The 25,296-nt window shown below is 72.0% G+C and carries 21 protein-coding genes, 1 pseudogene and 1 riboswitch; of the genes and pseudogenes, 12 read left to right on the forward strand and 10 right to left on the reverse strand.

Translation table 11 applies throughout. The annotated features are described in order from the left end of the window. Window positions 1-44 precede the first annotated feature (44 nt). Together D1793_RS12855 and D1793_RS12860 are read left to right on the forward strand one after the other, a co-directional pair. Window positions 45-449, forward strand: a complete 405-nt coding sequence (locus D1793_RS12855) for a DUF4870 domain-containing protein (RefSeq protein WP_119022533.1) — start codon at window positions 45-47, stop codon at window positions 447-449. An 11-nt stretch (window positions 450-460) separates the two neighbouring features. Then, window positions 461-1,390, forward strand: a complete 930-nt coding sequence (locus tag D1793_RS12860; protein WP_119022534.1) for a lysophospholipid acyltransferase family protein — start codon at window positions 461-463, stop codon at window positions 1,388-1,390. A 25-nt stretch (window positions 1,391-1,415) separates the two neighbouring features. Here D1793_RS12860 and D1793_RS12865 read toward each other — a convergent pair whose 3' ends face one another. Next, window positions 1,416-2,822, reverse strand: coding sequence for a mannose-1-phosphate guanylyltransferase/mannose-6-phosphate isomerase (locus D1793_RS12865; protein WP_119022535.1), 1,407 nt, complete (start codon window positions 2,820-2,822; stop codon window positions 1,416-1,418). Continuing rightward, complete coding sequence (locus D1793_RS12870) at window positions 2,819-4,387, reverse strand: alkaline phosphatase (protein WP_119022536.1); 1,569 nt, start codon at window positions 4,385-4,387, stop codon at window positions 2,819-2,821. Before D1793_RS12870 ends, D1793_RS12865 begins: the two co-directional genes overlap by 4 nt. 195 nt (window positions 4,388-4,582) lie before the next feature. On the opposite strand from D1793_RS12870, the gene D1793_RS12875 reads away from it, so the two are divergent. The 4 genes from D1793_RS12875 (at window position 4,583) to D1793_RS12890 (ending at window position 9,868) form a co-directional block, all read left to right on the forward strand. Further along, window positions 4,583-6,157, forward strand: coding sequence for a glucan biosynthesis protein (locus D1793_RS12875; RefSeq protein WP_240407667.1), 1,575 nt, complete (start codon window positions 4,583-4,585; stop codon window positions 6,155-6,157). Then, window positions 6,129-8,084 carry a glucans biosynthesis glucosyltransferase MdoH gene (mdoH, locus tag D1793_RS12880; RefSeq protein WP_119022537.1) on the forward strand — a complete coding sequence of 652 codons (1,956 nt, stop codon included), beginning with the start codon at window positions 6,129-6,131 and terminating at the stop codon, window positions 8,082-8,084. The genes D1793_RS12875 and mdoH overlap by 29 nt, the downstream gene beginning before the upstream one ends. A gap of 141 nt (window positions 8,085-8,225) precedes the next feature. Further along, window positions 8,226-9,038: an FkbM family methyltransferase gene (locus D1793_RS12885; RefSeq protein WP_119022538.1), complete on the forward strand. Its 813-nt coding sequence runs from the start codon at window positions 8,226-8,228 to the stop codon at window positions 9,036-9,038. Continuing rightward, the gene (locus D1793_RS12890; RefSeq protein ID WP_119022539.1) at window positions 9,035-9,868 is read left to right on the forward strand and encodes a creatininase family protein; all 834 of its coding nucleotides are present in this window, start codon (window positions 9,035-9,037) and stop codon (window positions 9,866-9,868) included. The genes D1793_RS12885 and D1793_RS12890 overlap by 4 nt, the downstream gene beginning before the upstream one ends. An 18-nt stretch (window positions 9,869-9,886) precedes the next feature. On the opposite strand, the gene D1793_RS12895 is transcribed toward D1793_RS12890, so the two are convergent. Then, window positions 9,887-11,017, reverse strand: a complete 1,131-nt coding sequence (locus D1793_RS12895) for a GTP cyclohydrolase II (RefSeq protein WP_119022540.1) — start codon at window positions 11,015-11,017, stop codon at window positions 9,887-9,889. A gap of 85 nt (window positions 11,018-11,102) precedes the next feature. Between D1793_RS12895 and D1793_RS19465 the strand changes: the two genes are divergently transcribed. Next, window positions 11,103-11,942, forward strand: coding sequence for a RibD family protein (locus tag D1793_RS19465; protein ID WP_162900051.1), 840 nt, complete (start codon window positions 11,103-11,105; stop codon window positions 11,940-11,942). Between the two features lie 81 nt (window positions 11,943-12,023). Here D1793_RS19465 and D1793_RS19870 read toward each other — a convergent pair. From D1793_RS19870 to D1793_RS12920, 5 genes and pseudogenes are all read right to left on the reverse strand, one after another. Further along, a pseudogene (locus tag D1793_RS19870) lies at window positions 12,024-12,926 on the reverse strand (lysylphosphatidylglycerol synthase transmembrane domain-containing protein); the annotation flags it as partial. A 2-nt stretch (window positions 12,927-12,928) separates the two neighbouring features. After that, the gene (locus D1793_RS12905) at window positions 12,929-13,852 is read right to left on the reverse strand and encodes a class I SAM-dependent methyltransferase (RefSeq protein ID WP_119022542.1); all 924 of its coding nucleotides are present in this window, start codon (window positions 13,850-13,852) and stop codon (window positions 12,929-12,931) included. Continuing rightward, a complete protein-coding gene (locus tag D1793_RS12910) occupies window positions 13,849-14,970 on the reverse strand; it encodes a glycosyltransferase family 4 protein (RefSeq protein ID WP_119022543.1) in 1,122 nt (373 codons plus the stop codon). The genes D1793_RS12905 and D1793_RS12910 overlap by 4 nt, the downstream gene beginning before the upstream one ends. A gap of 32 nt (window positions 14,971-15,002) precedes the next feature. After that, window positions 15,003-15,401 carry a 6-carboxytetrahydropterin synthase gene (locus tag D1793_RS12915; RefSeq protein ID WP_119022544.1) on the reverse strand — a complete coding sequence of 133 codons (399 nt, stop codon included), beginning with the start codon at window positions 15,399-15,401 and terminating at the stop codon, window positions 15,003-15,005. 1 nt (window position 15,402) lies between these two features. After that, the gene (locus D1793_RS12920; protein ID WP_119022545.1) at window positions 15,403-16,431 is read right to left on the reverse strand and encodes a zinc-binding alcohol dehydrogenase; all 1,029 of its coding nucleotides are present in this window, start codon (window positions 16,429-16,431) and stop codon (window positions 15,403-15,405) included. 216 nt (window positions 16,432-16,647) lie between these two features. Here D1793_RS12920 and D1793_RS12925 point away from each other — a divergent pair, with 216 nt between their 5' ends. From D1793_RS12925 to D1793_RS12945, 5 genes are all read left to right on the forward strand, one after another. Then, window positions 16,648-17,394: a CDP-alcohol phosphatidyltransferase family protein gene (locus D1793_RS12925; RefSeq protein WP_205527546.1), complete on the forward strand. Its 747-nt coding sequence runs from the start codon at window positions 16,648-16,650 to the stop codon at window positions 17,392-17,394. A gap of 227 nt (window positions 17,395-17,621) precedes the next feature. Further along, window positions 17,622-17,757: riboswitch (TPP riboswitch) on the forward strand. Window positions 17,758-17,845: 88 nt separating this feature from the next. Next, window positions 17,846-18,514, forward strand: a complete 669-nt coding sequence (gene tenA / locus D1793_RS12930; RefSeq protein WP_119022547.1) for a thiaminase II — start codon at window positions 17,846-17,848, stop codon at window positions 18,512-18,514. A 33-nt stretch (window positions 18,515-18,547) separates the two neighbouring features. Further along, window positions 18,548-20,437: a phosphomethylpyrimidine synthase ThiC gene (gene thiC / locus D1793_RS12935; protein ID WP_119022548.1), complete on the forward strand. Its 1,890-nt coding sequence runs from the start codon at window positions 18,548-18,550 to the stop codon at window positions 20,435-20,437. Between the two features lie 90 nt (window positions 20,438-20,527). Beyond that, window positions 20,528-21,109, forward strand: coding sequence for a cytochrome b/b6 domain-containing protein (locus D1793_RS12940; protein WP_240407668.1), 582 nt, complete (start codon window positions 20,528-20,530; stop codon window positions 21,107-21,109). A gap of 56 nt (window positions 21,110-21,165) precedes the next feature. Next, window positions 21,166-22,947 carry a sugar phosphorylase gene (locus D1793_RS12945; protein ID WP_119022550.1) on the forward strand — a complete coding sequence of 594 codons (1,782 nt, stop codon included), beginning with the start codon at window positions 21,166-21,168 and terminating at the stop codon, window positions 22,945-22,947. A gap of 176 nt (window positions 22,948-23,123) precedes the next feature. Here the strand turns inward: D1793_RS12945 and D1793_RS12950 are convergent, their stop codons facing one another. Further along, a complete protein-coding gene (locus D1793_RS12950; RefSeq protein ID WP_119022551.1) occupies window positions 23,124-24,344 on the reverse strand; it encodes a glycosyl transferase in 1,221 nt (406 codons plus the stop codon). Continuing rightward, window positions 24,341-25,276, reverse strand: coding sequence for an HAD-IIB family hydrolase (locus D1793_RS12955; RefSeq protein WP_119022552.1), 936 nt, complete (start codon window positions 25,274-25,276; stop codon window positions 24,341-24,343). The genes D1793_RS12950 and D1793_RS12955 overlap by 4 nt, the downstream gene beginning before the upstream one ends. Between the last annotated feature and the right edge of the window lie 20 nt (window positions 25,277-25,296).

Genomic DNA, 25,296 nt, shown 5'->3' on the forward strand with positions numbered 1-25,296 from the left:
TATCATGACGCCCCGAGATTCGATTCCACGGCCAGGGACGCCCCATGAGCGACAATTTCCAGAGTGACCGGCCCCGACACGACCAAGTCCAGAACGACAACGTGATCATCGAACGGCGCGAGCCCCCCGATACCACCATGCCCATGGTGGTCTACGCCCTCTACCTGGTCAGCTTCGTGGTGGGCTTCACCTCGGTGATCGGCGTGGTGATCGCCTACGTCTACCGTGGCAAGGGACCGGCGTGGCTCGACGAGCACTACCGCTACCAGATCCGCACCTTCTGGATCGGCCTGCTCTACGCCACCATCGCCTCCATTCTGGTACTCGTGGCCATCGGTATCCCGCTGCTGATCGCCCTGGCGGTGTGGCTGATCGTGCGCTGCGTGAAGGGCTTCCGCGGCCTGCAGGAGAAGCGCGCGCCGGAGAACGTGGACACCTGGCTGTTCTAGGCGACGCACCCATGGCCGACTCCCGCTCCCAGTCCAGTCCCCGTCAGGCCCGCGCCATCGCCGGGCTGTGGAAGAGCCTGGCCGGCCGCAGGCTGGCCACCCTGTGGCGCCTGTCGCGCCTGGCCGGCCCCCTGGTGCACCGCTTCAGCCGCCGCGAGCGCGAGGTCACCGAGATCAACCTGGGCGAGGTCTACCCGGCGCGCAGCGCTGCCGAGCGCCGTCGCCTGGCCCGGGAAAGCCTGACCCACTCCACCGCCACCATGCTGGAGCTCGGCTTCGCCTGGATGGGCGACCCCGAGAGGGTCGAGGCCTCGATCCTGGCCGTGCACGGCCGCGAGCTGCTCGACGAGGCCCGCGCCGAGGGCCGCGGGGTGATCGTGCTGGCGCCGCACTTCGGCAACTGGGAGGTGCTCAACTTCTGGCTCTCCAGCCACTTCCCCTTCACCGCCATGTACGAGCCGCCGAAGATCGCCGAGCTCGACGCCGTGACGCGCGCCGGGCGCGAGCGCATGGGGGCGAGCCTGGTGCCCACCAACCCCAGGGGCGTCGCCGCCCTGCTCAAGGCGCTCAAGCGCTCCGAGGCGATCGGCATCCTGCCGGATCAGGAGCCCGACTGGGGCAGCGGCGTCTTCGCCCCCTTCTTCGGCCGCCCCGCCTACACCGCCACCCTGCTGCCCAAGCTGGTGGCACGCACCGAGGCGCGGGTGGTGACCGGAGTCGCCCGACGCATCCCCGGCCGAGGCTTCGAGCTCCACTTCCTCCCCGCCGACGCTCGCGTCTACTCCCCGGACGAGGCCGAGTCCGCCACCGGCGTCAACGCCTGCGTGGAGGCCGCCATCGCCCTGGACCCGGCCCAGTACCAGTGGGAGTACAAGCGCTACCGCAAGGTGGTCGAGGAGCAGCAGGGCCACCCACGCCATCAGGAGTTCCGGCTCTACTGAGCTTCTGGTTCATCCCCCCCGCCCGTCACTCCCGCCCGTAGCGGTCGTCCAGGCGCACGATGTCGTCCTCGCCCAGGTAGCTGCCGGACTGCACCTCGATCAGCTCCAGGGGAATCAGCCCGGGGTTCTCCAGGCAGTGCACCCGGCCCACGGGAATGAAGGTCGACTCGTTCTCCCCCACCAGGAAGGTCTCGTCGTCCAGGGTCACCCGGGCGGTGCCGCTGACCACGATCCAGTGCTCGGCGCGATGGTGGTGGAGCTGGCGCGACAGCCGGGCCCCGGGCTTCACCGTGATGTGCTTGACCTGGTGGCGCTGGCCGGCGTCCAGGGTCTCGTAGTGCCCCCAGGGGCGGTAGACCGTGGCGCTCTGGCGGGTCTCCGGGCGGCCCGCCGCCTCGAGGCGATCGACCAGACCGCGCAGGGCCTGGCTGCTGGCACGGTCGGCCACCAGCACGGCGTCACGGGTTTCGACCACCACCAGGTCCGCCACCCCCAGGGTCGCCACCAGCCGCGACTCGGCGTGAACCAGAAGCCCCCGGCTCGCCTCGCAGACGACGTCGCCCTGCAGGGCGTTGCCGTCACCATCGCGGGGCAGCACCTCCCACAGCGCCTGCCAGGAGCCGATGTCGCTCCAGCCCGCCTCCAGCGGCACCATGGCCGCCCGGTCGGTGCGCTCCATCACCGCCACGTCGATGGAGTCCGCCGGGCAGGCCAGGAAGGCCGCCTCGGCGGGACGCAGGAAGTCCAGGTCGGTGGTGGCGCCCGCCAGGGCCTCGCGGCACGCCGCGAGGATCATCGGGGCGTGGGTGGCCAGGGCCGCCAGGGCGTCCGCCGGGCGCATCACGAAGATGCCACTGTTCCAGTAGTGGTCGCCGGCGGCCAGGAACTGCTCGGCCCGCGCCGCGTCGGGCTTCTCCACGAAGCGCGCCACCGCGAAGCCTTTCCCGCCCAGGGGGCCACCCGCCTGCAGGTAGCCGAAGCCGGTCTCGGCGCGGGTCGGCACCACCCCGAAGGTGGTCAGGTAGCCCGCCTCGGCCAGGTCGACGGCGCGGGCCACCGCCTCGTGGAAGGCGGTCTCGTCACCCAGGTGGTGGTCCGAGGGCAGCACCAGCAGCGGCCCCTCGCGCCCCTCGCCATGGGCCAGCAGGGCCGCCAGGGCGATGGCCGGGGCGGTGCCGCGCCCCTCGGGTTCGAGCAGCAGGGTCGCCCCCTCCACGCCGGCCCGGCGCAGCTGCTCGGCGGCCAGGAAGCGATGCGCCTCGTGGCAGATGACGATGGGCGGCGCCAGCGCGAGCCCCTCCAGGCGAGCGAGGGTGCGGGCCAGCAGGCTGCCCTCCTCCTCGAGGGCGAGGAACTGCTTGGGGCGCGCCCGGCGCGACAGCGGCCAGAGCCGCACGCCGTTGCCGCCGGCCAGGATCACGGGAGTCATCATGGGCCAAAGTCCTCATGCAGCCAGCCGCGCAGGGCCTCCAGGCCGTGCTCGGCAGGGCCCGGCGCCGGCATCAGGCCGGGCTCGAAGCCCCGCGCCAGGAAGGGGGCAAGCAGGGAAGCGTCTGCGCTGATCACATGCACCGGCACCCCGAAGCCCGCCTCGTCACCGATGATCAGGGGGGCGGCCTGGTGGTCGCCCAGCAGGATCAGCAGGGCCTCGTCGCCGAGCGCGTCCGCCGCCCAGCGGGCGCTGACCTCCAGGGCGTAGTCCACCGAGTGCGCATAGTGCTCGCGCACCCGCTCGAGATCCTGCCACAGCTCGTCCGGCGGGATGCCGGCGTCCTCCCACTGATAGAAGATGCTGCCGTCCCCCACCGCGTCCCAGTCGTCGAGCACCGGCAGGATCGGCGTCCAGGGCGCGTGGCTCGAGATCAGGGCGACCTGGGCAAACAGCGGCGCCTCGGCCGGGGCGCGGATGCGCTGCTCGAAGTGGTGCAGGGTGAACTGGTCGGGCATGGTCACCCAGTTGAGGGGCGGCCCGGCGTAGTCGATGTCGGCGGCGGCGTGGATCTCGTCGAAGCCGTAGGCCTCGCCCTCCGGCCAGGCCAGGGTGATGGCGGGCATCACCGTCAGGGTGCGATGCCCACTGGCCCGGAAGTCGTCCACCAGGGTCGGCCTCTCGCTTGCCAGCATCAGCCGGTACCAGAGCGAGTTGTCGATCCTCAGGCCGCTCAGGGTGCTGGCATGGGCGAGCCAGGACTGTCCGCCGCGGATCGGCGCGTCCAGCAGCCCCGTGGCCATCGCAAGCCCGGCCTCTGCCAGGCGCGCCTCCATGGCCGCCAGCCGCGGGAGGGTCACCTCGCTGAAGCGCGGATCGAACACCGAAGACTCGCCATAGGACTCCACGAAGACCAGCAGCACATCACGCCCGGCAAGCCCCGGCAGCGCGGTGGCCCGGGTGGGCGACGCCGCCATGCGCGCGGCGAAGTCGCGATGGGCAAGGCGGGTCTCCACCAGCTGCTGCCCCTGGAAGCGCAGGGTATCCATGGCCGGCGCCCGGGCCACGGGCAGCCAGCGCTGATGATGCCACTGGGCCGCCATCAGGGTGGTACTGGCAAGTAGCAGCAGGAGCGCGACCAGCGACACCGCTGCGCCCGTCGCCTGCCGCTGTCCGGCACGCAGCGCCCGATTCAGCGCCCAGCCGATCAGGCCGACCAGCAGCAGGGCCGCCAGGGTGGTGGCCCAGGCCATCCCGGTGCCCAGGTTGCCCTCCAGCAGGTGAAACACCGAACGCAGCAGCGGCAGGTCCAGATAGAGGTTCAGCGAACGGCCGAGGGCCAGGTGGGTGGCCGCATCGCCGAGGCCGGCGAGCACCGCCACCATCACGACGACGGTCAAGAGCGGGCGCAGCCAGCCCAGTCGACCGGCCGGCAGCACCACCAGCAGGGCCACCAGCAGCAGCGCCTCCAGGGCGACCCAGCGGGTGGCGATCTCCCCGAAGCGCAGCCACAGGGGCAGCAGCAGCAGCAGGTTAAGCAGGACGGCAAGGCCCAGCAGTCGCAGCATCGCGGGGGGATCCTCGAGGGTGGGGTTATCGTTATAGGGTAGCGCACGAGAAAATTGTGTACGCATGACTTACCATGTACAAGGATTGTCTCACAAGGATCCACCCGCCATACGTGCAGGATCTCCCCTCCGCGACGACACTGTTGTGCAGGAGCGGGTCTGCGAGAACGAGCCAGGAAGCCCGGGAGAGACGCGATGCCCCTGAGACGACACCCTCGCCTGACGGCGTGCCTGGCCATGGCGCTGCTGCTGACACTCTCATCAGCCCTGCCGGCCGCAGCCGAGACCGCCCCCGGCGAGGTCGATGCCCTGTTCGACAGCATCACCGAGCAGGCCGAGGCGCTGGCTGGCCGCCCCCACGACCCCGGCACGGCCGAGCTGCCCGAGGCGCTGCGCGATCTCGACTACGACACCTATCGACAGATCCGCTTCCGCCCGGAGGCCGCCCTCTGGGCCGACGAGGGCCTCTTCTCGGTGCAGCTCTTCCACACCGGCTTCCTGTTCGAGGCCCCGGTCCACCTGCATACGGTGGAGGACGGCGAGGTGACCGCGCTGGACTTCGACCCCGCCCGCTTCCGCTACGACGACGCCGCCGCCGCCCTGCCGGAGCGGGACCTCTCCGGCGCCGGCCACGCCGGCTTCCGGCTGCACTTCCCCCTCAACCGGGCCGACTACCAGGACGAGTTCGCGGTATTCCTCGGCGCCTCCTACTTCCGCCTGGTGGGCCGCGGCCAGGGCTACGGCCTCTCCGCCAGGGGCCTGGCCATTGACACCGCCCTGCCCCGGGGCGAGGAGTTTCCGGCCTTCCGCGAGTTCTGGCTGGTGCGCCCGGCCCCGGAGGCCAGCCGCATGACGGTGCTGGCCCTGCTCGACAGCCCCTCGCTTGCCGGCGCCTACCGCTTCGACATCGTGCCGGGGCGCGATATCCAGGTGGAGGTGACCGCCAGGCTCTTCGCCCGCCGCGACGTGGAGCGGCTCGGTGTGGCGCCGCTGACCAGCATGTTCGCCCACGGCGATACCACCCCCCGGACCGTGGACGACCACCGCCCAGCAGTGCACGACTCCGACGGCCTGCTGGTGCACACCGGGCGCGGCGAATGGATCTGGCGTCCGCTCACCAATCCGCGCTCGCTGCGCGTCTCCTCGCTGCTCGACCGCGACCCCGGTGGCTTCGGCCTGGCCCAGCGGGAGCGAAATTTCGACCGCTACCTGGACCTCGAGGCCCGCTACGATCGCCGCCCCAGCCAGTGGGTGGAACCGCTCGCCCCCTGGGGGGCGGGGCGCGTGCAGCTCATCGAGATCCCCGCGCCGGACGAGACCCACGACAACATCGTCGCCTTCTGGGTGAGCGACACGCCCCTGCGCGCCGGCGAGCGCCGCGAGCTGCGCTACCGCACCCACACCTTCGGCGCCGAACCCGCCGCGGCGGCACCGGCCCGGGTCATCCGCACCCGCCAGGGCTGGGGCGGCGTGCCCGGCGATCCCAGCCCGCCGCCGCGCAGCCGACGCCACTTCATGGTCGACTTCGCCGGCGGCGAGCTCGAGAACCTCTCCCCCGACCAGCCGGTGGCGGCCGAGCTCACGGCGAGCCGCGGCGAGATCCACCACCTGCAGACACGCCCGCTGCCGGACGGCCGCGGCTGGCGCGCCTCCTTCCGCCTCGACCCCGACGGCCAGCAGTCCAGCGACCTTCGCCTGCGGCTCCGCCTGCGCGACGAGGTGATCAGCGAGACCTGGAACCATGTCTGGCACCCCGACGAGCGGCGCTAGCCTCGCCGCCCGCCGCGGCCGCCACGCCGGCGCTCGGCTCCCGGGACTGGCGCTGCGCCGGGCACTGCTGGGCGGCCTGGTGCTGCTCACCACCCTCGTCGGGACGGGGCTGATGTGGCACATCCTCTCGCCCGGCGGCATCACGCCGCTGCGCGGGGGCATCCTCGCGCTCTTCACCCTCACCTTCGCCTGGGTCGCCGTGGGCTTCTGGAGCTCCGTGGCCGGTTTTCTGCTGCTGCTCGCCGACCGCGACCCCCTGACCCTGGCCCGCCGGCCCCGGGTCACCGACGAGCGTCAGCTGCCTATCACCCGGCGCACCGTGCTGGCCATGCCGATCCACAACGAGTCGCCCGAGCAGGTGGACGCCGCCCTCTCGGCCACCGCCGAATCGCTCATCGCCACCGGCGAGGCGCACCACTTCACGCTCTTCGTGCTCAGCGACACCACCGACCCGGCCATCGCCGCGGCGGAGGCCCGCGCCATGGCCGCCCTGCAGCGGCGCCTCGAGGGGCGCCTGGCCATGCACTATCGGCGCCGCGCCGACAACGCCGGGCGCAAGGCGGGCAACCTCGCCGAGTTCTGCCGCCGCTGGGGGGCGGCCTTCGACTTCATGGTGGTGCTGGATGCCGACAGCCGCATGGAGGGCGAGACGCTGCTGGGGCTGGTCCGCGCCATGCAGGCCCGCACCGGGGTAGCACTGATCCAGACAGTGCCGCTGCCGGTGCGCCAGCTCACCCTGTTCGGCCGCCTGGCCCAGTTCGCCGCCAGCCTCTATGCGCCCATGCTGGCCGCCGGCCAGAGCGCCTGGCAGGGCGACGCCGCCAACTACTGGGGGCACAACGCCATCCTGCGCCTGCGCGCCTTCATGGACCACGCCGGCCTGCCGCCCTTGCCCGGCCGCCCGCCGCTGGGCGGCGAGATCCTCAGCCACGACTTCGTGGAGGCCGCCCTGCTGCGTCGCGCCGGCTGGGAGGTGCAGCTCGAGACCCGGCTGACGGGCAGCTTCGAGGAGATGCCCGGCAACCTGCTCGACTATGCCCGCCGCGACCGGCGCTGGACCCAGGGCAACCTGCAGCACCTGCGCCTGCTGGCGGCGCCGGGCCTGCACGGCCTGAGCCGGCTGCACTTCCTGCTCGGCGCCACCGCCTTCGTCTCCTCGCTGCTGTGGCTCGCCATCCTGCTCGCCGGCAGCCTGGATGCGGTGCTGATCGCCCGCAGCGAGCCCGCCTACTTCGGCCCCGGCGAGCAGCTCTTCCCCTTCTGGCCCCGGGCGCACCCCGAGCTGATTGCCGCCCTGCTGGCGATGACCGCCACCCTGCTGCTGCTACCCAAGCTGCTGGGGCTGCTGCTGGCCCTGGGGCGACGCGCCGCCGGCTACGGCGGGCGAACACGCCTTTGCCTGAGCGCCCTGCTGGAGGGGCTCGCCGCCATTCTGCTGGCCCCGATCATGATGGCCTTCCACAGCGCCTTCGTGATCGGCGTGCTGACCGGCACCAGCGTCGAGTGGGGCGCCCAGGCCCGCGAGGGGCGCCACGTGCCCTGGCGGGAGGCGCTGCGCCACACCGCGCCCTTCGCCCTGCTCGGGGGGCTGTGGATCGCCCTTGTCCACTGGCAGGTGCCGATGCTGGTCGCCTGGCTGGCCCCGGTCTGGGTGGGGCTGGCCCTGTCGCCGCTGCTGGTGCGCTTGAGCGGCAGCCGCCGGGCGGCCGCCTGGCTGACGAGACGGGGGCTGCTGCACACCCCGGAGCCCCAGGCCCATGCCAAGCTGCTGGAAGAACACCACGACCTCGCCGCCAACGACGCGGCCGAGGCCGATACGCTGGCCCTACGGCCACCGCCTCCCGAATGTCCCGGAGAGATGCCCAACCAGATACTGGATCGCGCCAAGGCTGTAGATTCTGACTCTGGTGAGGGGCGCCGGGGGTAGGCCGAAGAGGAGGTCCTACGCCAGGGATGGCGTCGGTAGCGCCCAGGGAGGGGTTCACAGCGCCTCCTCGACGGTCCGGCGCTCCGGGGCCTGCCGCCGGATCAGCCCCGGGGAAGATCCATGACGACATGAGGATGCTTGATGAAGGAGGTTTTGTCTCCTGCCCGCCTGCGCCAGGGCGCCGGCATCGCCCGCTCGCTGCTGATCTACTGGCGCCCCGGGCGACAGCGCGCGCTGCGTCGCCTCTACGCCGACTTCGTCGGTCCCGGCGACCTGGCCTTCGACGTGGGCGCCCACCTCGGCGACCGCACCGCCGCCTTCCAGGCGCTGGGCGCCCGGGTGGTGGCCCTGGAGCCCCAGCCCGGGCTCTTCCGCTGGCTGGCGCGGCTGGTGGGCGGTCGGGCCGGGGTCATCCTGCTACCACAGGCCGCCGGCGCCGAACCCGGCGAGGCGGAACTCGCGGTGAGCGAAGCCAACCCCACCGTCTCCACCCTGGCTCACGAGTGGCGTGCCACCATCGGGGCGCGCAACCCCGGCTTCCAGAACGTGCGCTGGGAGAGCCGCCGGCGGGTCGCGGTGACCACCCTGGACGCGCTGATCGCCGAGCACGGCACCCCGCGCTTCTGCAAGATCGACGTGGAAGGCTTCGAGGCCGAGGTGCTGGCGGGGCTCTCCCGGCCCATCGAGGGGGTCTCGGTGGAGTTCGTGGCCGGTGCCCTGGAGGTGGCCGAGCGCTGCGTGACACGCCTGGCCGCGCTGGGCGACTATCGCTTCAACGCCATCGAGGGAGAGCGCCGTCAGTTCCGCTGGCCCGAGTGGCGAACGGCGGACGCCACCCTCGGGTGGCTCGCGCAGGGCGCCGACGGCCTCCCCTCCGGCGACCTCTACGCGCGGCTGGACACCCCGAACGCCACCACGCCCCCGGATGCCTCGACCGCGGAGACGACCCCATGAGCCCCTCCCCCGCCCACACCCCACCGGCCTTTCCGCGCTGGCAGGACCTGACGACCCCCGAACTCGCCGAGCTTCCCGAGGCGAGCGTGGCGGTGATGGTGCTCGGTGCCATCGAGCAGCATGGCGCCCACCTGCCGCTCTCCACCGACCTCGACATCGGCGAGGGGCTGCTGGCCGCCGCCCTCGCGCGGCTGCAGGCGGGCTTCCCGCTGGTGCAGCTGCCGACCCTGGCGGTGGGCGCCAGCGACGAGCACCTGAGTTTCCCGGGTACGCTCAGCCTCTCGCCGGAGCTCGCCATCGCCACCCTCGAGGCCCATGGCGACGCCGTGGCCCGGGCCGGGTTCCAGCGACTGGTATGGCTCAACAGCCACGGCGGCAACAAGGCGGTGATGGACCTGGCCGCCCTGCGGCTGCGCCGCCGCCACGGCCTGCTGGTGGTCAAGGTCCACACCATGCGCATGCCGCTGCCGGATGACCTCCCGGAGGCGGCGCTGCCCGCCGAGGAACTACGCCACGGCCTGCACGGCGGCGCTCTGGAGACTGCCCTGATGCGCCACCTGGCACCGCACAAGGTGCGCCTGGCGCACCTGGACCACCCGATCTCCCGGGGCCAGGCCATGGCGGAGGAGGGCCAGCTGCTGGGCCCGGAGGGGGAAGCGGCCTTCGCCTGGCTGGCCGAGGACCTGCATCCGGAGGGCGTCGTCGGCAACGCCCACCTCGGCAGCGCCGAACTGGGCGCGCGCCTGACCGACCACTACGCCTCGCGCATCGCCCGGATCCTCGAGGAGACCCGCGCGATGCGCCTCGAGCGTCCCCACGGCGGGCCTTGACGGCGCCGGTTCGTCGCCTCAGCGTCGCGCCCGAAACACCTCGTCGAGCAGGTGGCCGGCGCGGTCCGCCTTGGCGCTCAGGTAGCGGTGGTTGTGGTCGTTGAGGCTGCCGTAGAGCGCCTGGCGCTCCACCACCTCGATGCCGCCCTCGGCCAGGGCCGCCATCTTCAGGGGGTTGTTGGTCATCAGCTGCACCCGGCGAATCCCCAGCGCATCCAGCATGTCCACCGCCACCCCGTAGCGACGCTCGTCCTCGCCGAAGCCGAGCACCTGGTCGGCATCCAGGGTGTCAAGCCCACTGTCCTGGAGGGTATAGGCGCGCAGCTTGTTGGCCAGGCCGATGCCACGCCCCTCCTGGGCCAGGTAGAGGAGCACGCCGCCGCCCAGGGCCTCGATCTCGGCCACGGCGTTGCGCAGCTGCTCGCCGCAGTCGCAGCGCAGGCTGCCGAACAGGTCGCCGGTAAGGCAAGCAGAGTGCAGGCGCAGCGGCACGGCCGCCTCCGGCGCCTCGAGGGGCGGGTCGCCGATCACCACCGCCACGTGCTCGCGCAGCCCGTCGGGCTCGCGAAACAGGATGAAGCGGCACTCGTCGGCGTCGGCCAGCGGAATCCGCGCCTCGCTGACCCGGCGCAGCAGCCCGCCGGCCCCGTCCAGGCAGCGCGCCGCCTGCTCGGCCTTCACCGCCAGCAGGGTGCCGTCGGCCACCGCCGCCTGCACCGCCTCGCCCCGGGACGCGTCGACCCGCGCCACCAGGGCCGAGGGGATCAGCAGCGCCCGGCGCATCAGCGCCAGGGCAGCCAGATCGGCCGGCTCCGCTCCCTCCAGGGCCGAACGGCACTCGTCCAGCCCCGCCTCGCCGAGGCTCGCCGCCGGCGTAGCCCCGTAGGCCAGGCACTCGAGGCGCCGACGCACCCGCCCGGCCGGCAGCGGCAGCCGTGCCGCCGTGCCGCCCTCCCCCGCGCCGAGGGTCGCCAGACGATGCCGGCTGAGCACCAGCGCCGGGGAGGTGCCGGCCAGCTCGCCCAGCCGCGCGACGGCCGCCTCGGCGGCCCCCTCGAGGGCCTGGACCAGCACCCTGGACTCACCGGCCATCAGCAGCACCGGCAGCCCCCGTCGTAGATCGAAGATGGCCCGTTCAACCTGATGCATCGCTCTCTCCTGGTGGTTTCGATGCGCTTGGCGTCGCGCCCAAGATCTGCGCATGATGGTGGTCAGCTCCCCGGCAGGAGGCCCCATGGGCGCCACCGATTCGACGCTCTCCCTGGAGGAGGCCTGGCAGGCCCTCGTGCATGCCGCTCACCCCGACCGCGAGCCGCCCGCACAGGCATCCGACCTGCGCCTCTCGGCGGCCGGCTGGCAGGCCGCGCGCCCCGTCGCGCCAGAGGCCCGCGAACTGCTCGACTGCCTGGCCCCGCTGGCCGCCCGGCCCGGCCGGCTGGCCATCGCCCAGCTCGGGCAGAGCCTGGACGGGCGCATCGCCACCGAGAGCGGCCACTCCCACTACGTCAACGGCCCGCAGAGCCTGGTGCACCTGCACCGGCTGCGCGCCCTGGTGGACGCCGTGGTGGTCGGCGCCGGCACCGCCAGCGAGGACGATCCCCTGCTCACGGTGCGCCATGTGACCGGGCCCCACCCGGTGCGGGTGATCCTCGACCCCCGCGGCCGGGTAACGCCGGACCGCCGCCTGCTGCGCGACCCCGTGGCGCCGACCCTGCACCTGCACGGCGAGGGGGCGCCTCCGCAAGGCCCGTCGGGGGCGCATGTGGAGCGCCTGGCGCTGCCGCTGGTCGAGGGCGGCTTCGCCCCGCGGGCGGTGCTCGACATCCTGGCCGAGCGCGGCCTCGCCCGGGTGCTGATCGAGGGCGGAGGCATCACGGTGTCGCGCTTCCTCGAGGCCGGCGTGCTCCATCGCCTGCACCTGCTGGTGGCCCCGCTGCTGATCGGCTCCGGCCGACCGGGGCTGGTCATGACGCCCATCGCCACCCTCCACGAGGCGCGCCGCCCCACGTCGCGGACCTTCCGCTGCGGTGACGACACCCTCTTCGATCTCGCGCTCGGCGCCCCGGCCCCCTGAGCCCTCGGGCTCGCCACCGGCGTTCCCCGGCACGACGTGAAGCGCCCGATGCAGCAACACCAGGCCGCCGGGCAGACTCGCCAGCAGCACGATGATTCCGTAGGCCATGGAGATCGCCACCCCCTGGGCCGGCGGCAGCCCCGCAAGCCCCCACACCAGGGCGGCGGCCCCCTCGCGCACCCCCCAGCCGGCGAGCGTGATTGGGATCAGCATCGCCAGCAGCACCGGCGGCACCAGCGCCAGCAGGGTGGCAAGCGGCAGCTGGACGCCGATCGCCCGGGCGGCGCAGACGAACACCAGGGCGTAGCTCACCACCACCAGCAGCGACCCGGCGAGCTGCCTGGGCCACACCGAGGCCGCCAGCAGGCTGCGCCTGAGATCACCACCGAGGCCCACCAGGGCCGCCGGCGGGCGCCTGGCCAGTTGCCAGACCACCAGAACCATCAGCAGCAGGGCGGCGCCCCCGGCCGGCAGCCAGACCGATGCGACCGCGCTCCGGAAGGCGCGGCTCAGCAGCTCATGCCAGAGCGGCGAGGCGGTCAGCACGGCCAGGGTCAGCAGCGCCATGGCGAGCTGACCGGAGGCACGCTCGATGATCACCGCCCGCCAGGCGCCGCCGCGCTGCCCGCTGTCGCGGGAGTGGCGCCAGGCCCGGGCGGCATCGCCGGCCACCCCGCCCGGCAGCACCTGATTGAGGAAGAGCGCCAGGTAGTACTCCCGCAGAGCGCGGCGGAACCCCAGCGAGAGCCCCAGCAGGCGAGCGGTGAGCCGCCAGCGCCAGGCGCTCAGCAAGAGGGGCGGCAGGGTCAGCGCCAGGGCCAACAGGGCCCAGCCCGGCGAGAGCCGCTGCACCTCGGCGAGGATCGCCCCCGGCTGAAGCCACCCGACGAGACCGACCAGCAGTACCACCCCCACCAGCGGGCGCAGCAGGCCCTGGCGTGCGGGGCGGCGCGCTCGCCGGGCTGCTCGTTGGGAAAGGGCCATGCTCAGGCGCCCCTGGCCGACAGCGGCGGCAGCGCCAGCAGGTCGCGATGCCCCACGACCAGCCCCAGCTCCCCGGCGGCGAGGCCGGCCAGCCGCCGCTCGCACCAGCGCGCGAGACGCGCCTGCTCTTCCGGGGCCTGCGCCAGGGCGGCGTCATGCCAGCCTCGTACCAACGGCTCGGCCAGGGGCCACTGCGCCTCCTCCTCCGCGGCCAGGTGCCAGGGGGTGGCCGCGCTCTCCACCCGGTAGCCGGCCGCGGTCATGGCCGCCGCCAGCACGCCGGGGGCGTCGCCGCCCAGCGCCGGGCCAAGCCCCTTGTCGCGGCGCTGGTGGGCCTGGAAGAGCGCCCGGACCGCGATGTCCTCCTCATCCTCGATTCGCTCTCCAGCGGCATCCAGGAAGGCCCAGTCGCCATCCACGCTCAGCGTGAAGAGCAGCGCCTGGCCGCGCACGGCCGCGGCCGCCACCAGCGCCTCGGCCCAGGGGCGCGAGACCAGGTCGAAGAGCGCCGAGGCCACCACCAGGTCGGCGCCCTCGAGCAGGCCATCGTCCACCGGCGCCAGGTCGCGGCAGCTGGCCTCGACGGTCAGCCGGCCGCCGGTGGGGTCGCGCAGGGTGGCGCCATGGCGTCGGGCCAGGGCCAGCAGCGCCGGGTCATGGTCCACCAGGCGCCAGCGCTGGGGGCCGGGCAGGCGCGGCGCGAGGAAGCGCAGGTTGCTGCCGCTGCCACATCCCAGATCGAGGATGCCATGCGCGCCATCCTGTGCTGCGGGCCGGCCGGCGAGCCAGTCGGCGGCCAGGCCCGTCAGGCAGTGGCTGCGCGAGCGGGCGTCGAGCGCCTCGCGGCGGGAGAGCCAGTCGGCGCTGAAGCGCTCGGCTGGGGGCATGGCCGCGGCGTCGGACCGGGCGGGGGCGGGTAGCGTCATGGCGGGCTCTCCTCGGGCGCCTGGCCGGCGTCGGTAGGGTTGGGGGTGGGGGCGAGAGAGGGAGCCGCAGCGCCCTCCAGGGCCGCCAGGAAGCGGTCGCCGGCCTGCTGCCAGTCGCCCAGGTGGCCGCGGGCCTCCCGGGCGCCGCGGCGCAGCCGGCAACGCAGCGCGGCATCGTCGAGCCAGCAGGCCAGGGCCGCGCCCAGGGCGGCGGCATCGTCCGGAGGCACGGCCAGGCCGGCTCCCGGTGGCAGGGTGTCGATCAGGGCACCGCCGGTGGTGGTGAGTACCGGCAGGCCGCGGGAGAGCGCCTCGGTGACCACCATGCCGTAGCCCTCGTAGCGCGAGGGCAGCACGAAGAGCTCCGCCCGGTGGTAGGCGGCGGCCAGCTCGGCGGCACTGCGCTCCCCGGCCCAGTCGATGCGCCCCTCGAGGCCGTAACGGCGAGTGGCCTCGTAAAGCCGGGCGGCATGGGCGGAATCGCGCTCGGCGCTGCCGATGGCCGTCAGGGTCCAGTCGCGCTCCCCGAGGCCGGCCAGCGCCTTGAGCAGGAGATCGTGGCCCTTGCGCGGGACCAGGGTCGCCACGCAGAGCAGGCGCCGGGGGCCGGGGGATTCGAGGTCCAGGGCGCTGGCCGCCAGCGGCACCGGCTCGACGCCAGGCTCGACCACGCGGAGCCGCTCGGGCGCCACACGAAGGCGCTCGAGGCCCCGGGCGGTGAAGCGGCTGGTGACGATCACCCGCCGCGCCAGGGCCAGGGCGCGGGTCTCGCTGTCGAGCAGCGAGCGGCGGGTCGCCTCGTCCAGGCCGGTCTCGTCGGCCAGCGGATGGTGGACCAGGGCGATGATCGCCAGGCGATCCGCATGGGGAGCGATCACCTCGGGAAGCCCGCCCATGGCGAGGCCGTCGATCACCACCCGGGCACCGTCGGGCAGCGCCGCGAGCGCTCGGGTCATGCTGCGTCGGGCCAGGTCGTCCGGCATGGGAAAGCGCCCCTCGAGCCCCACCACCTCGACACGGCAGCCCCGGGCCCTGAGCGCTTCGGCGATGCGGGCGTCATAGAGATAGCCACCGGTGAGCTGGCCGGGATCGCCGGCCACGATCATCGTGACGGGCATCGTCACGGACCGGGCCAGAGTAGCGCTCACCATCACAGGGGGCCCTCGAAGCTGGCCCAGGCGATATGGGATTCGTGGAGGGTCACGGTCATCGCCTCGAGCCCGCCGGCGCCCTCCCCCAGCCGCCCCAGCTGAATCGCCGTGGCCAGGCGCTCGAAGATCACCCGGGCCATGAACTCGGTGGTGGTGTTGCGCCCCTGGAACTCCGACAGTTCATCGAGGTTCTGGAAGTTGAACTCGGCGAGCACCGCCTTGAGCGCCTCGCTGGCCAGGCCGATGTCCACCACCAGGTCATGGTCGTCGAGCTCGCGGCGCTGGAAGGTGACGTCCACCACGTAGGTGGCGCCGTGGGTCCGCTGGGCGGGCCCGAAGATCTCGCCGCGAAAGCTGTGGGCGATCATCACGTGGTCGCGAACGGTGAGTCGGTACATGTCAGGGCTCCAGTCGGTCGGATTCGGATCCGTCGGCGTCGAATCGGTCGGGCGAGGCATAGCGCAGCCGGTGGCAGAGCACCTCGCCGGCCCCGGCGGCCAGGCGAGGCATCAGGGCGGGCAGCTCGGAGAAATCGCTCTCGCCGCTGATCAGGGCGTCGAGGCGAGAATCGCGCAGCAGCTCGAGCGCCAGCGCCAGGCGGCGGCGGTGATCCCAGCGCGGCGTGCGCTCGGCGGGCAGGCGGCCCACCTGACTGCCGATCAGCTTGAGCCGCCGGGAGTGGAAGGCCTCCCCCAGCGGCAGGCTCGCCTCGCGATCGCCGTACCAGCTCATCTCCACCACCCGCGCCTCGTCGCCGGCCAGCGCCAGCGCCTGGCGCAGCCCCTCGGGGTTGCCGCTGGCGTGGATCACCAGGTCGTTGTCCCCCGGCGCCTCGCCGGCCAGCCGGAAATCGACGCCCAGGGCGCGAGCGAGCTCGGCCCGTCCCGGCGAGACGTCCACCAGCCGTACCCGGGTGCCGGGAATCGCCGCGCAGAGCCAGGCCACCAGGGCGCCCACCACGCCGGCGCCGATCACAGCGATGCGGTCGCCCAGGCGCGGCTCCGCGTCCCAGCAACCGTTGAGCGCGGTCTCCATGTTGGCGGCGAGCACCGCCCGGGCGGCGGGCAGGCCCGCCGGCAGCGGCGTGACCGCGCCGGCCGGCACCACGTAGCGGTCCTGGTGAGGATGCAGGCAGAACACCTCCCGCCCCAGCAGCGCCGCGGGGCCAGCCTCGACCACCCCGACGCTGACGTAGCCGTACTTCACCGGCCAGGGGAAGTCGCCGACCTGGAGGGGGGCGCGCATGCGCTGCCTCTCGCTCTCGGGCACCCGCCCCTGAAAGACCAGCGCCTCGGTGCCGCGGCTGATGCCGCCGAACAGCGCCCTGACCCGCACCTCCCCCTCGCCGGCGGCGGGCAGCGGCTCCTCGCGCAGTTCACCGTGACCGGGGGCCAGGGTCCAGAAGGCGGTGGCGGTGTCGACGGACATGGCGGCTCCAGCGGCGAGGCGGGCGAATACTTCTACAATAATGGTACAATAACACGCAAATGAACAATTTTATCGCTGCCGGCGGTCCACAGTGGGGCCGACTGCTAGGGTAATGGTCATGAGCTCATCGCCTTCAGCATAGCGGCTATGCCTCGCCACCATGGCCGTCGACAGCGGCCATCGACAGCGGCGATCAACAACCATCAGGGAGCCCGGATGCCCTCTCCTCTCTCGTCCCACCCGCCTGCGCCAGGGCCCGCCGAGGCGACGCGGCCTTGGCGCCTGGCCATGGAGCTGGCGCTGGGCGGTCTCACCCTGCTGGGGCTTCTGGCCTCGCTGGGGCTGGTGGGATCATGGGTAGCGCCGCTGGCCATCGCCACCTACCTGGGGATGGCGGCCCTGCTGTGGCGCGCCCTGCGGCGCCGCCCCATGCGCCAGGGCGGGCTGGGCACGGCCAACCGGGTCACCCTGGCGCGAGGCGTGCTGGTGGCCCTGCTGGCCGGCACCCTGGCCGACCCGGCCCTGCTGGCCGCCCACGGAGAGTGGCTCTTCGCCCTGGCACTGGTCGCCCTGGCCCTGGACGGCGTGGATGGCTGGGTGGCCCGACGCACCGCCAGCGCCAGCGCCGTGGGGGCCCGCTTCGACATGGAGCTCGACGCCTTCTTCATCCTGGTGCTCTGCCTGGCGCTGCTGTTGCTGGAGCGCGTCGGCCCCTGGGTGCTGGCCATCGGCGCCATGCGCTACGCCTTCGTGGCGGCGAGCTGGCGCTGGGCCTGGCTCGCCGGCGAGCTTCCCGAGAGCCTGCGCCGCAAGGCGGTCTGCGTGTGGCAGGTGGCTGCGCTGATGCTCGCCCTGCTGCCGGCCATGTCCGACCTGCTCGCTGGCTGGCTGGCGGCCACCGCCCTGGCGGGGCTCACCCTCTCCTTCGCCGTGGACGTGCGCTGGCTATACCGCCACCGGTAGCTAGAGCTATCGCAGTTACCAGTGGCGCGTCAGCGAAAGGCGCCGGGGACAGGCCGGAAAGGGGGTCCGTGGACCAGGGAGGGTCTAGGTAGCCCCCAGGGAGGGGTTCATGGCGCCCCCTTGCAGGCCTGTCGCCGGAACAGCCTTGAGCGATCCTTCCATCTACGGATAGCCCTGCACCGGTAGCCTCGGGGCTGGCAAATGCCCCCGGGCCTGCTAGAGTGAACCCTCGCTTGACGGGGTGCCGGTGGAACCGGCTGAGATCGCCATACGACAGTGCGCCACACCGGTGCGGTCGTCACGGCGGGGCCCGTTGAACCTGATCCGGTTAGTACCGGCGTAGGAATCAAGCGGCGGCCTCCCCCGGCTACCCCCGTGTAGCGCGTCACCCCCAGGCCCCACTCCCTCCCTCGCCCGCACTCCGGATCGTCACCCGACAATCGGAGGCAAGATGGGCTACCGCTTCAGCGACCTCACCGCCGCCTGCCAGGACGACTGGCGCGCCTATATCGAACACGACTTCGTGCGCGGTCTCGCCGAGGGCACCCTCGAGGAGGGCGCCTTTCGCCACTACCTGAAGCAGGACTACCTGTTTCTGATCCACTTTGCCCGGGCCTACGCGCTGGCCGCCTACAAGAGCCGCACCCTGGCCGACCTGCGCCAGGCCCATGAGGGGCTCAAGGCCATCGTCGACGTGGAGCTCGGCCTGCACGTGGGCTACTGCCGCGAATGGGGCATCACCGAGGCGCAGTTGGCCGCGCTGCCCGAGGCGCGGGCCACCATGGCCTACACCCGCTACGTGCTCGACACCGGCAACCGCGGCGACCTGCTCGACCTGCACGTGGCGCTGGCCCCCTGCCTGGTGGGCTACGGCGAGATCGCCAACTGGCTGGGCGCCCAGCCGAACACCCTGCGCGGTAACGCCAACCCCTATGACGCCTGGATCGCCATGTACGAGGGCGAGGAGTTCCAGGCCGCCATGCGCGCCGAACTGGCATGGCTCGACGCCCGCCTGGCCGACGTCACCCCGGCACGCTTCGACGAGCTCGTCGAGGTGTTCCGCGATGCCACCCGGCTCGAGATCGATTTCTGGCAGATGGGGCTCGACCGCAGCCTCTGATTCACCGACAACAACGCACCAAGGATCCCCACCATGAGCAAGACCGCCCACTTCCTCGCCGAGACCGCCAAGGTCGACGAGGCCGCCATCCAGCCGCTGCCCGGCTCGCGCAAGCTCTACGTCGAAGGCTCGCGCCCCGACATCCGCGTGCCCTTCCGCGAGATCTCGCTGTCGCCGACCAAGACCTCCGGCGCCGACGAGGAGAACCCGCCGCTGCTGGTCTACGACACCTCCGGCCCCTACACCGACCCGCAGGCCGAGATCGACCTGCGTCGTGGCCTGCCCGAACTGCGCCGCGCCTGGATCGAGGCGCGCGGCGATACCGAGTTCCTCGACGGCCCCACCAGCGAGTACGGCAAGCGTCGCGCCAACGACCCGACCCTGGCCCAGTTGCGCTTCGACCTGAGCCGCACGCCGCGCCGCGCCAAACCCGGAAAGAACGTCACTCAGCTGCACTACGCTCGCCAGGGCATCATCACGCCGGAGATGGAGTTCATCGCCATCCGCGAGAACCAGCGCCGCCAGGCGTTGGGTACGGCAGAGGTCGAGCGCATCCTCGGCCATCAGCATGCCGGCCAGAGCTTCGGCGCCCGCCTGCCGGAGGAGATCACCCCGGAGTTCGTACGCGCCGAAGTGGCCGCCGGCCGCGCCATCATTCCCTGCAACATCAACCACCCGGAGTCGGAGCCGATGATCATCGGCCGCAACTTCCTGGTGAAGATCAACGGCAATCTGGGCAATTCGGCGGTCACCTCCTCCATCGAGGAGGAGGTCGACAAGATGACCTGGGGCATCCGCTGGGGTGCGGATACCATCATGGACCTCTCCACCGGCCAGAACATCCACGAGACCCGCGAGTGGATCATCCGCAACTCGCCGGTGCCGATCGGTACGGTGCCGATCTACCAGGCGCTGGAAAAGGTCAACGGCTTGGCTGAGAACCTCACCTGGGAGGTGTTCCGCGACACCCTGATCGAGCAGGCCGAGCAGGGGGTGGACTACTTCACCATCCACGCCGGCGTGCTGCTGCGCTATGTGCCGCTTACCGCCAAGCGCGTCACCGGCATCGTCTCCCGCGGTGGCTCGATCATGGCCAAGTGGTGCCTCTATCACCACCAGGAGAGCTTCCTCTACACTCACTTCGAGGAGATCTGCGAGATCTGCAAGCAGTACGACGTGGCCTTCTCCCTGGGTGACGGCCTGCGCCCCGGCTCCATCGCCGACGCCAACGACGAGGCGCAGATGGCCGAGCTCAAGACCCTCGGCGAGCTGACCAGGATCGCCTGGAAGCACGACGTGCAGGTGATGATCGAAGGTCCCGGCCACGTGCCCATGCACCTGGTCAAGGAGAACATGGACAAGCAGCTGGAGTACTGCGACGAGGCGCCCTTCTATACCCTCGGTCCGCTGGTCACCGATATCGCCCCGGGCTACGACCACATCACCTCCGGTATCGGCGCGGCGATGATCGGCTGGTTCGGCTGCGCCATGCTGTGCTACGTCACGCCCAAGGAGCACCTCGGCCTGCCCAACAAGGATGACGTCAAGACCGGCATCATCACCTACAAGATCGCCGCCCACGCGGCGGATCTCGCCAAGGGCCACCCGGCCGCCCAGCGCCGCGACAACGCGCTCTCCAAGGCGCGCTTCGAGTTCCGCTGGGAGGACCAGTTCAACCTCGGCCTGGACCCGGACACCGCCCGCGAGTACCACGACGAGACGCTGCCCAAGGACTCCGCCAAGGTGGCCCACTTCTGCTCCATGTGCGGGCCCAAGTTCTGCTCCATGAAGATCACCCAGGAAGTGCGCGACTACGCCGCCGAGCACGGCCTCACCGGCGACGCCGATGCGGTGATGAAAGGCATGGAGGAGCAGGCGGAGAAGTTCCGCCAGAAGGGCAGTGAGCTCTACCAGGAGGTGTGAAGGTGGTGTAAGCCAGGCGCATGCAGCGCACTCAACGCTGAGTTTGGCTAGGCTGTAGCGGTGCCCCACCTCGATTCCGGGAGACGCCCCATGTCTGAGTTGGAATTGTCAGAGACGGACCGCTACGCCTACCCTCACCGCGTGCTGCACTGGCTGGTGGCTGCGGTGCTGCTGCTGTCGCTGGCCAGCGGCCTGACCCTGGGGTTTCTCGGCTTCGAAGGGGCCATGGAGCGCCTGGGCCGGGCCGGCACCGACTTTCTCTACACCTCTCACAAGTCCCTCGGCGTGGCCCTGCTCGCGCTGATGACCCTGCGGGTGATGACGCGACTGCTCTATGTGGTGCCCGACCATGACCCGCCGCTGCACCCCTTCCAGCGCATCCTCAGCACCACGGTGCACCACCTCCTCTACCTGGCGCTGCTGGCCCAGCCGATGCTGGGCTGGGCCGCCACCGCCAGCGGCGACTTTCCGGTGCAGTTCCTGCACTGGCACCTGCCCGGCATCGTGCCCGTGAACGAGGCGCTCTCGGAGCGGCTGTTCGAATGGCACGGCTGGATGGGCTGGGTGATCCTCGGCCTGGTGGCCCTGCATATCAGCGGTGCGCTCTACCACTGGCTGATCCGTCGCGACGGCGTGATGGCACGCATGAGCCTCTTCGACCCGGATCGGTAGCGCTGGCACGCTCCCTGCATGGATCGGGTAATGCCTGATCCGACAGGAGCCCGACCATGCCCGACCGCCCGATCTTCACCCCCTCCCTGGCCACGCCGTTGGACGCCGCGGCCTTTCAGCGCCGCGCCCGTGAGCACCTGGCGATGCTGTACGGCCCCCGCGCCGACGAGGTGCTGCGCCGGCTCACGACGCTGCTGGCCCATCAGGCGCCGCCGGCCCCCTCCCCGGGCGAGACCCGCGTGCCGCTGTGGAGCGAGCGCGACCAGTGGCTGATCAGCTACGGCGACAGCCTGCTCGACGGCAAGCGCCCGCCCCTCGCGGTGCTGGGGGACTTCCTCGATACCCGGCTGCCCGACACCTTCAGCGGCGTGCATGTGCTGCCCTTCTTCCCCTGGAGCAGCGACGACGGCTTCTCGGTGATCCACTACCGGGAGGTGGACCCGGCGCTGGGCGACTGGCCCCAGGTGCGTGCCCTGGCCGAGCGGCGCGACCTGGCGGTGGACCTGGTGCTCAACCATGTCTCCCGGGAGTCGCTGTGGTTCGTCGACTACCTGACCGGCAGCCAGCCGGGGCGCGACTACTTCATCGAGATGGACCCGGAGACCGACCTCTCGGCGGTGGTGCGCCCGCGCAGCTCGCCGCTGCTGGTGCCGGTGCCCACCCGCCGCGGCACCCGTCACCTCTGGGCGACCTTCTCCGAGGACCAGATCGACCTGAACTTCGCCAACCCGGACGTGCTGCTGGAGTTCATCGGCATCCTGCTCTTCTACCTCAGCCAGGGCGCCCGCATCGTCCGCCTCGATGCCATCGCCTACCTGTGGAAGCGGGTAGGCACCCCCTGCATCCACCTGCCCGAGACCCACGAGGTGGTGCGCCTGCTGCGGGCCGTGGTGGACCACGTGGCGCCGGGCACCCTGCTGCTCACCGAGACCAACGTGCCCCACCACGAGAACCTCAGCTACTTTGGCCTGGAGCGCCTGGCAGAGGACGGGGAGCCCGACGAGGCGCATCTGGTCTACCAGTTCTCGCTGCCGCCGCTGCTGCTGCACACCCTCACCGGCGGCGACGCCACCCTGCTGGCCAGCTGGCTCACAAGCCTGCCCCAGCTGCCGCCCGGCTGCAGCTACCTCAACTTCACCGCCAGCCACGACGGCATCGGCGTGCGCCCCCTGGAGGGCTGGCTGCCTCCCCACGAGATCGAGGCGCTGCTGGAGCTGATGCATCGCTTCGGCGGCTTCGTCAGCATGCGCAAGCGCCCCGACGGCGAGGACGCACCCTACGAGATCAACATCACCTGGTTCGATGCCATGCAGGGCACCCGGCGCGGCCGGGACCCCTGGCAGATCGAGCGCTTCCTGTGCAGCCAGCACCTGATGCTGGCCCTGCAGGGCATCCCGGCGCTCTACCTGCACTGCCTGACCGGCACCCTCAACGACCTGGAAGGCGTGGAGCGCAGCGGCCGGCTGCGCTCCATCAACCGCCGCCGCTGGCATCTGGACGAGCTCGACGAGCTGCTCGACAGCCGCAACACCCCCACCCGGGAGGTGTTCCTGGCGCTGAAGAGGCGCCTGGCCATCCGCCGGGCCGAGCCCTGCTTCCACCCCGACGCCCCCCAGCGGGTGCTGCCCGCCCCGCCGGCGCTGCTGGTGGTGGAGCGTGGCCCGCTGGCCGACGGCAGACGCCTGCTGGCGATCCATAACGTCAGCGACCAGCGCCAGCCACTGGCGGTGGCGGCGCTGGCCGCGGGGGAGTGGTTCGACCTGCTGGAGAATGGGCCCTGGGCGCCGGTGGAGAGCCTCGCCCCCTACCGCACCCTATGGCTGGTCCAGACGCCCTGAGTGATAGCAAGATCGGCTCGAGGCTATTACGGCGACAGGCCTTCGAGCGGGGCCGGCCCTCCGGGGGCGCTGTGAATACCTCCCTGTACGCTACCGACGCCATCCCTGGCGTAGGCCCCCTCTCCGACCTGTCCCCGACGCCTCTCGCTATCGTGTGCCGCCATGGACCAACCCGACTACACCTCGCCGCGGTTGTCGGCCTCCACGGCGTCGTGGAGGCGGCTCAGGAGGTCGGGAATCGCCGAGCGCACCCGGTTCCAGCTCGGGATGAAGGGGCGCTCGCCGGGATTGTCGAGGAAGGCGTTGCCGGCCTCCAGCAGGTTGGCGGCGAACAGCTCCACGGCGCGCTCCTCGGCGTGGCGGTCCAGGGCGAGGCCGTTCATCACCGCGTCGTGATGGTAGGCCTCGATCAGGTCCAGGGCGAGGCGGTAGTAGGTGGCCTTGAGGGTGCGGAACCCCTCGGCGCTGAAGGTCACGCCCTGGGTAGCCAGCTTGCGGTAGAGCGCCTTGGCGATGTCCAGGCTCATGCGGTTGAGCCCCGCCGAGGCGTCCTCCTCCGAGACCGGCTGGTGCTTGTGGTCGTAGGCATCGGCCAGGTCCACCTGGCAGAGCCGCTTGGTCGAGTGGTTGCGGTGCACCTCCGAGAGCACGCCGATCTCGAGCCCCCAGTCCGCCGGGATGCGGATGCCATCGAGCACCTCGGCGCGCATGGCAAATTCCCCGGAGAGCGGATAGCGGTAGCTGTCCAGGTACTGGAGGTAGGGCAGCGGCCCGTGCATCTGCTTGAGCGCCCGCAGCAGCGGCGTGACCATCAGCCGCGACACCCGGCCGTTGAGCTTGCCCTCGGCGATGCGCGGGTAGTAGCCCTTGCAGAACTCGTAGTTGAAGTGGGGGTGGGCCACCGGGTAGAAGAGCCGTGCCAGCAGGCCCCGGTCGTAGGTGAGGATGTCGCAGTCGTGGAGCCCCACCACCGCACCGCGGGCCGAGGCCTGCACGTAGCCCGCGCAGAACCAGACGTTGCGCCCCTTGCCGGGCTCCCGGGGCGAGAGGCCGTGCTCCTCCAGCTCGGCATCCAGGGCGCGCAGGCGCGGGCCATCGTTCCAGAGGATGCGATGGCGCTGGGGCAGCCGGGCGAAGAACTTCCGGGCGTGCAGGAACTGCTCGCGGTCGGCCCGGTCGAGCCCGATCACCACCTCGGCCAGGTAGGGCACCTCGGCCAGCGCCTCGACGATGCGCGACAGCGCCGGCCCCTCCAGCTCCGAGAAGAGCGACGGCAGGATCAGGCTCATGGGCCGACGATGGCCGAACTCGCAGAGCTCCGCCTCCAGGGCCGCCACCGGCCGCCGGGTCAGGTTGTGGAAGTCGGTGATGATGCCGTTCTGATGGAAGTCGCTCATGCCGCTGCCTCCTCGGCCGCCTCGACGGTCTCACGCAGTGCCGCCGGAATCACCCGGCGGTCGGCTCGCCCCCACCAGTAGGCCACCCCCTCGGCCCAGCCGGCGGGTCCCGTCGCCTCGCTGCGGTAGAGCGATGGCTGGTCCGGCGATACGTCCAGGCCATGGCAGCCGCGGATCACCACCGCCTGGTCCACCGCCTCCAGCATGGGGATGTCGTTGGGGCCGTCGCCCAGGGCCAGGGTCAGCGGCCGCCGACCGCGCAGCGCCTCGAAGCGGGAGATCAGCCAGCTCACCGCGTTGCCCTTGTGGGAGGCGCCGGTGGCGTGCCAGAAGCGCCCGCCCCTCACCAGCTGCAGGCCGTCGCCGGCGAGCCCCACGCGGAAGCCCTCGAGGCGCGCCTCATCCTCCTGCCAGATCAGCGGCTCGCTGCCCTCGCGCATCCGCGCCAGGCGGGCCTCGGGCTCGGGCAACCCGGTGAAGTCGACCAGCTCATCCAGGGTCATCTCGCTGATGGTGGTGAAGCGCACCCCGAGACGCTCGCGCCATACCGCCAGGCGCTTGCGGACGAAGCCGATGTCCACCCCCAGGGTGCGGATGCCAAGCCCATCGGGGCCGAGGCGGTCGACGCGCGCATGGCACCAGGCCGGCGGCAGCCCCACCACGGCGCCGTTCTCGGCGATGAAGGGGGTATCGGTCAGGCCCAGCTCCCGGCGCAGCGGCACGATCTCGCTGCGGGTCTTGCTGGTCACCGGAATCACCGGCACACCCAGCTGCTTGAGCCGCGCAAGCCAGGGCCTGGCGGGTTGCCAGTCGTAGCTGTGGTGGTCGAGCAGCGAGCCGTCCAGGTCGGTGAACAGCAGCCGCGGCGTCAGGGCGGCATCGAGGCCGGCGGACGGCGCCTTTCCAGAAAAAGGTCCAGGTGAGTCGGTCATGGCAGCTCCCAGGCAAGAGG

Source organism: Halomonas sp. JS92-SW72 (assembly GCF_003547075.1).
GTDB lineage: Bacteria > Pseudomonadota > Gammaproteobacteria > Pseudomonadales > Halomonadaceae > Halomonas > Halomonas alkalicola.

Bases quoted from the DNA above. Each gene is read 5' to 3' on its own strand.
- D1793_RS12855 (WP_119022533.1), top strand. From the start codon at position 45: ATGAGCGACAATTTCCAGAGTGACCGGCCCCGACACGACCAAGTCCAG.
- D1793_RS12860 (WP_119022534.1), top strand. From the start codon at position 461: ATGGCCGACTCCCGCTCCCAGTCCAGTCCCCGTCAGGCCCGCGCCATC.
- D1793_RS12865 (WP_119022535.1), bottom strand. From the start codon at position 2,822: ATGATGACTCCCGTGATCCTGGCCGGCGGCAACGGCGTGCGGCTCTGG.
- D1793_RS12870 (WP_119022536.1), bottom strand. From the start codon at position 4,387: ATGCTGCGACTGCTGGGCCTTGCCGTCCTGCTTAACCTGCTGCTGCTG.
- D1793_RS12875 (WP_240407667.1), top strand. From the start codon at position 4,583: ATGCCCCTGAGACGACACCCTCGCCTGACGGCGTGCCTGGCCATGGCG.
- mdoH (WP_119022537.1), top strand. From the start codon at position 6,129: ATGTCTGGCACCCCGACGAGCGGCGCTAGCCTCGCCGCCCGCCGCGGC.
- D1793_RS12885 (WP_119022538.1), top strand. From the start codon at position 8,226: ATGAAGGAGGTTTTGTCTCCTGCCCGCCTGCGCCAGGGCGCCGGCATC.
- D1793_RS12890 (WP_119022539.1), top strand. From the start codon at position 9,035: ATGAGCCCCTCCCCCGCCCACACCCCACCGGCCTTTCCGCGCTGGCAG.
- D1793_RS12895 (WP_119022540.1), bottom strand. From the start codon at position 11,017: ATGCATCAGGTTGAACGGGCCATCTTCGATCTACGACGGGGGCTGCCG.
- D1793_RS19465 (WP_162900051.1), top strand. From the start codon at position 11,103: ATGGGCGCCACCGATTCGACGCTCTCCCTGGAGGAGGCCTGGCAGGCC.
- D1793_RS12905 (WP_119022542.1), bottom strand. From the start codon at position 13,852: ATGACGCTACCCGCCCCCGCCCGGTCCGACGCCGCGGCCATGCCCCCA.
- D1793_RS12910 (WP_119022543.1), bottom strand. From the start codon at position 14,970: ATGCCCGTCACGATGATCGTGGCCGGCGATCCCGGCCAGCTCACCGGT.
- D1793_RS12915 (WP_119022544.1), bottom strand. From the start codon at position 15,401: ATGTACCGACTCACCGTTCGCGACCACGTGATGATCGCCCACAGCTTT.
- D1793_RS12920 (WP_119022545.1), bottom strand. From the start codon at position 16,431: ATGTCCGTCGACACCGCCACCGCCTTCTGGACCCTGGCCCCCGGTCAC.
- D1793_RS12925 (WP_205527546.1), top strand. From the start codon at position 16,648: ATGCCCTCTCCTCTCTCGTCCCACCCGCCTGCGCCAGGGCCCGCCGAG.
- tenA (WP_119022547.1), top strand. From the start codon at position 17,846: ATGGGCTACCGCTTCAGCGACCTCACCGCCGCCTGCCAGGACGACTGG.
- thiC (WP_119022548.1), top strand. From the start codon at position 18,548: ATGAGCAAGACCGCCCACTTCCTCGCCGAGACCGCCAAGGTCGACGAG.
- D1793_RS12940 (WP_240407668.1), top strand. From the start codon at position 20,528: ATGTCTGAGTTGGAATTGTCAGAGACGGACCGCTACGCCTACCCTCAC.
- D1793_RS12945 (WP_119022550.1), top strand. From the start codon at position 21,166: ATGCCCGACCGCCCGATCTTCACCCCCTCCCTGGCCACGCCGTTGGAC.
- D1793_RS12950 (WP_119022551.1), bottom strand. From the start codon at position 24,344: ATGAGCGACTTCCATCAGAACGGCATCATCACCGACTTCCACAACCTG.
- D1793_RS12955 (WP_119022552.1), bottom strand. From the start codon at position 25,276: ATGACCGACTCACCTGGACCTTTTTCTGGAAAGGCGCCGTCCGCCGGC.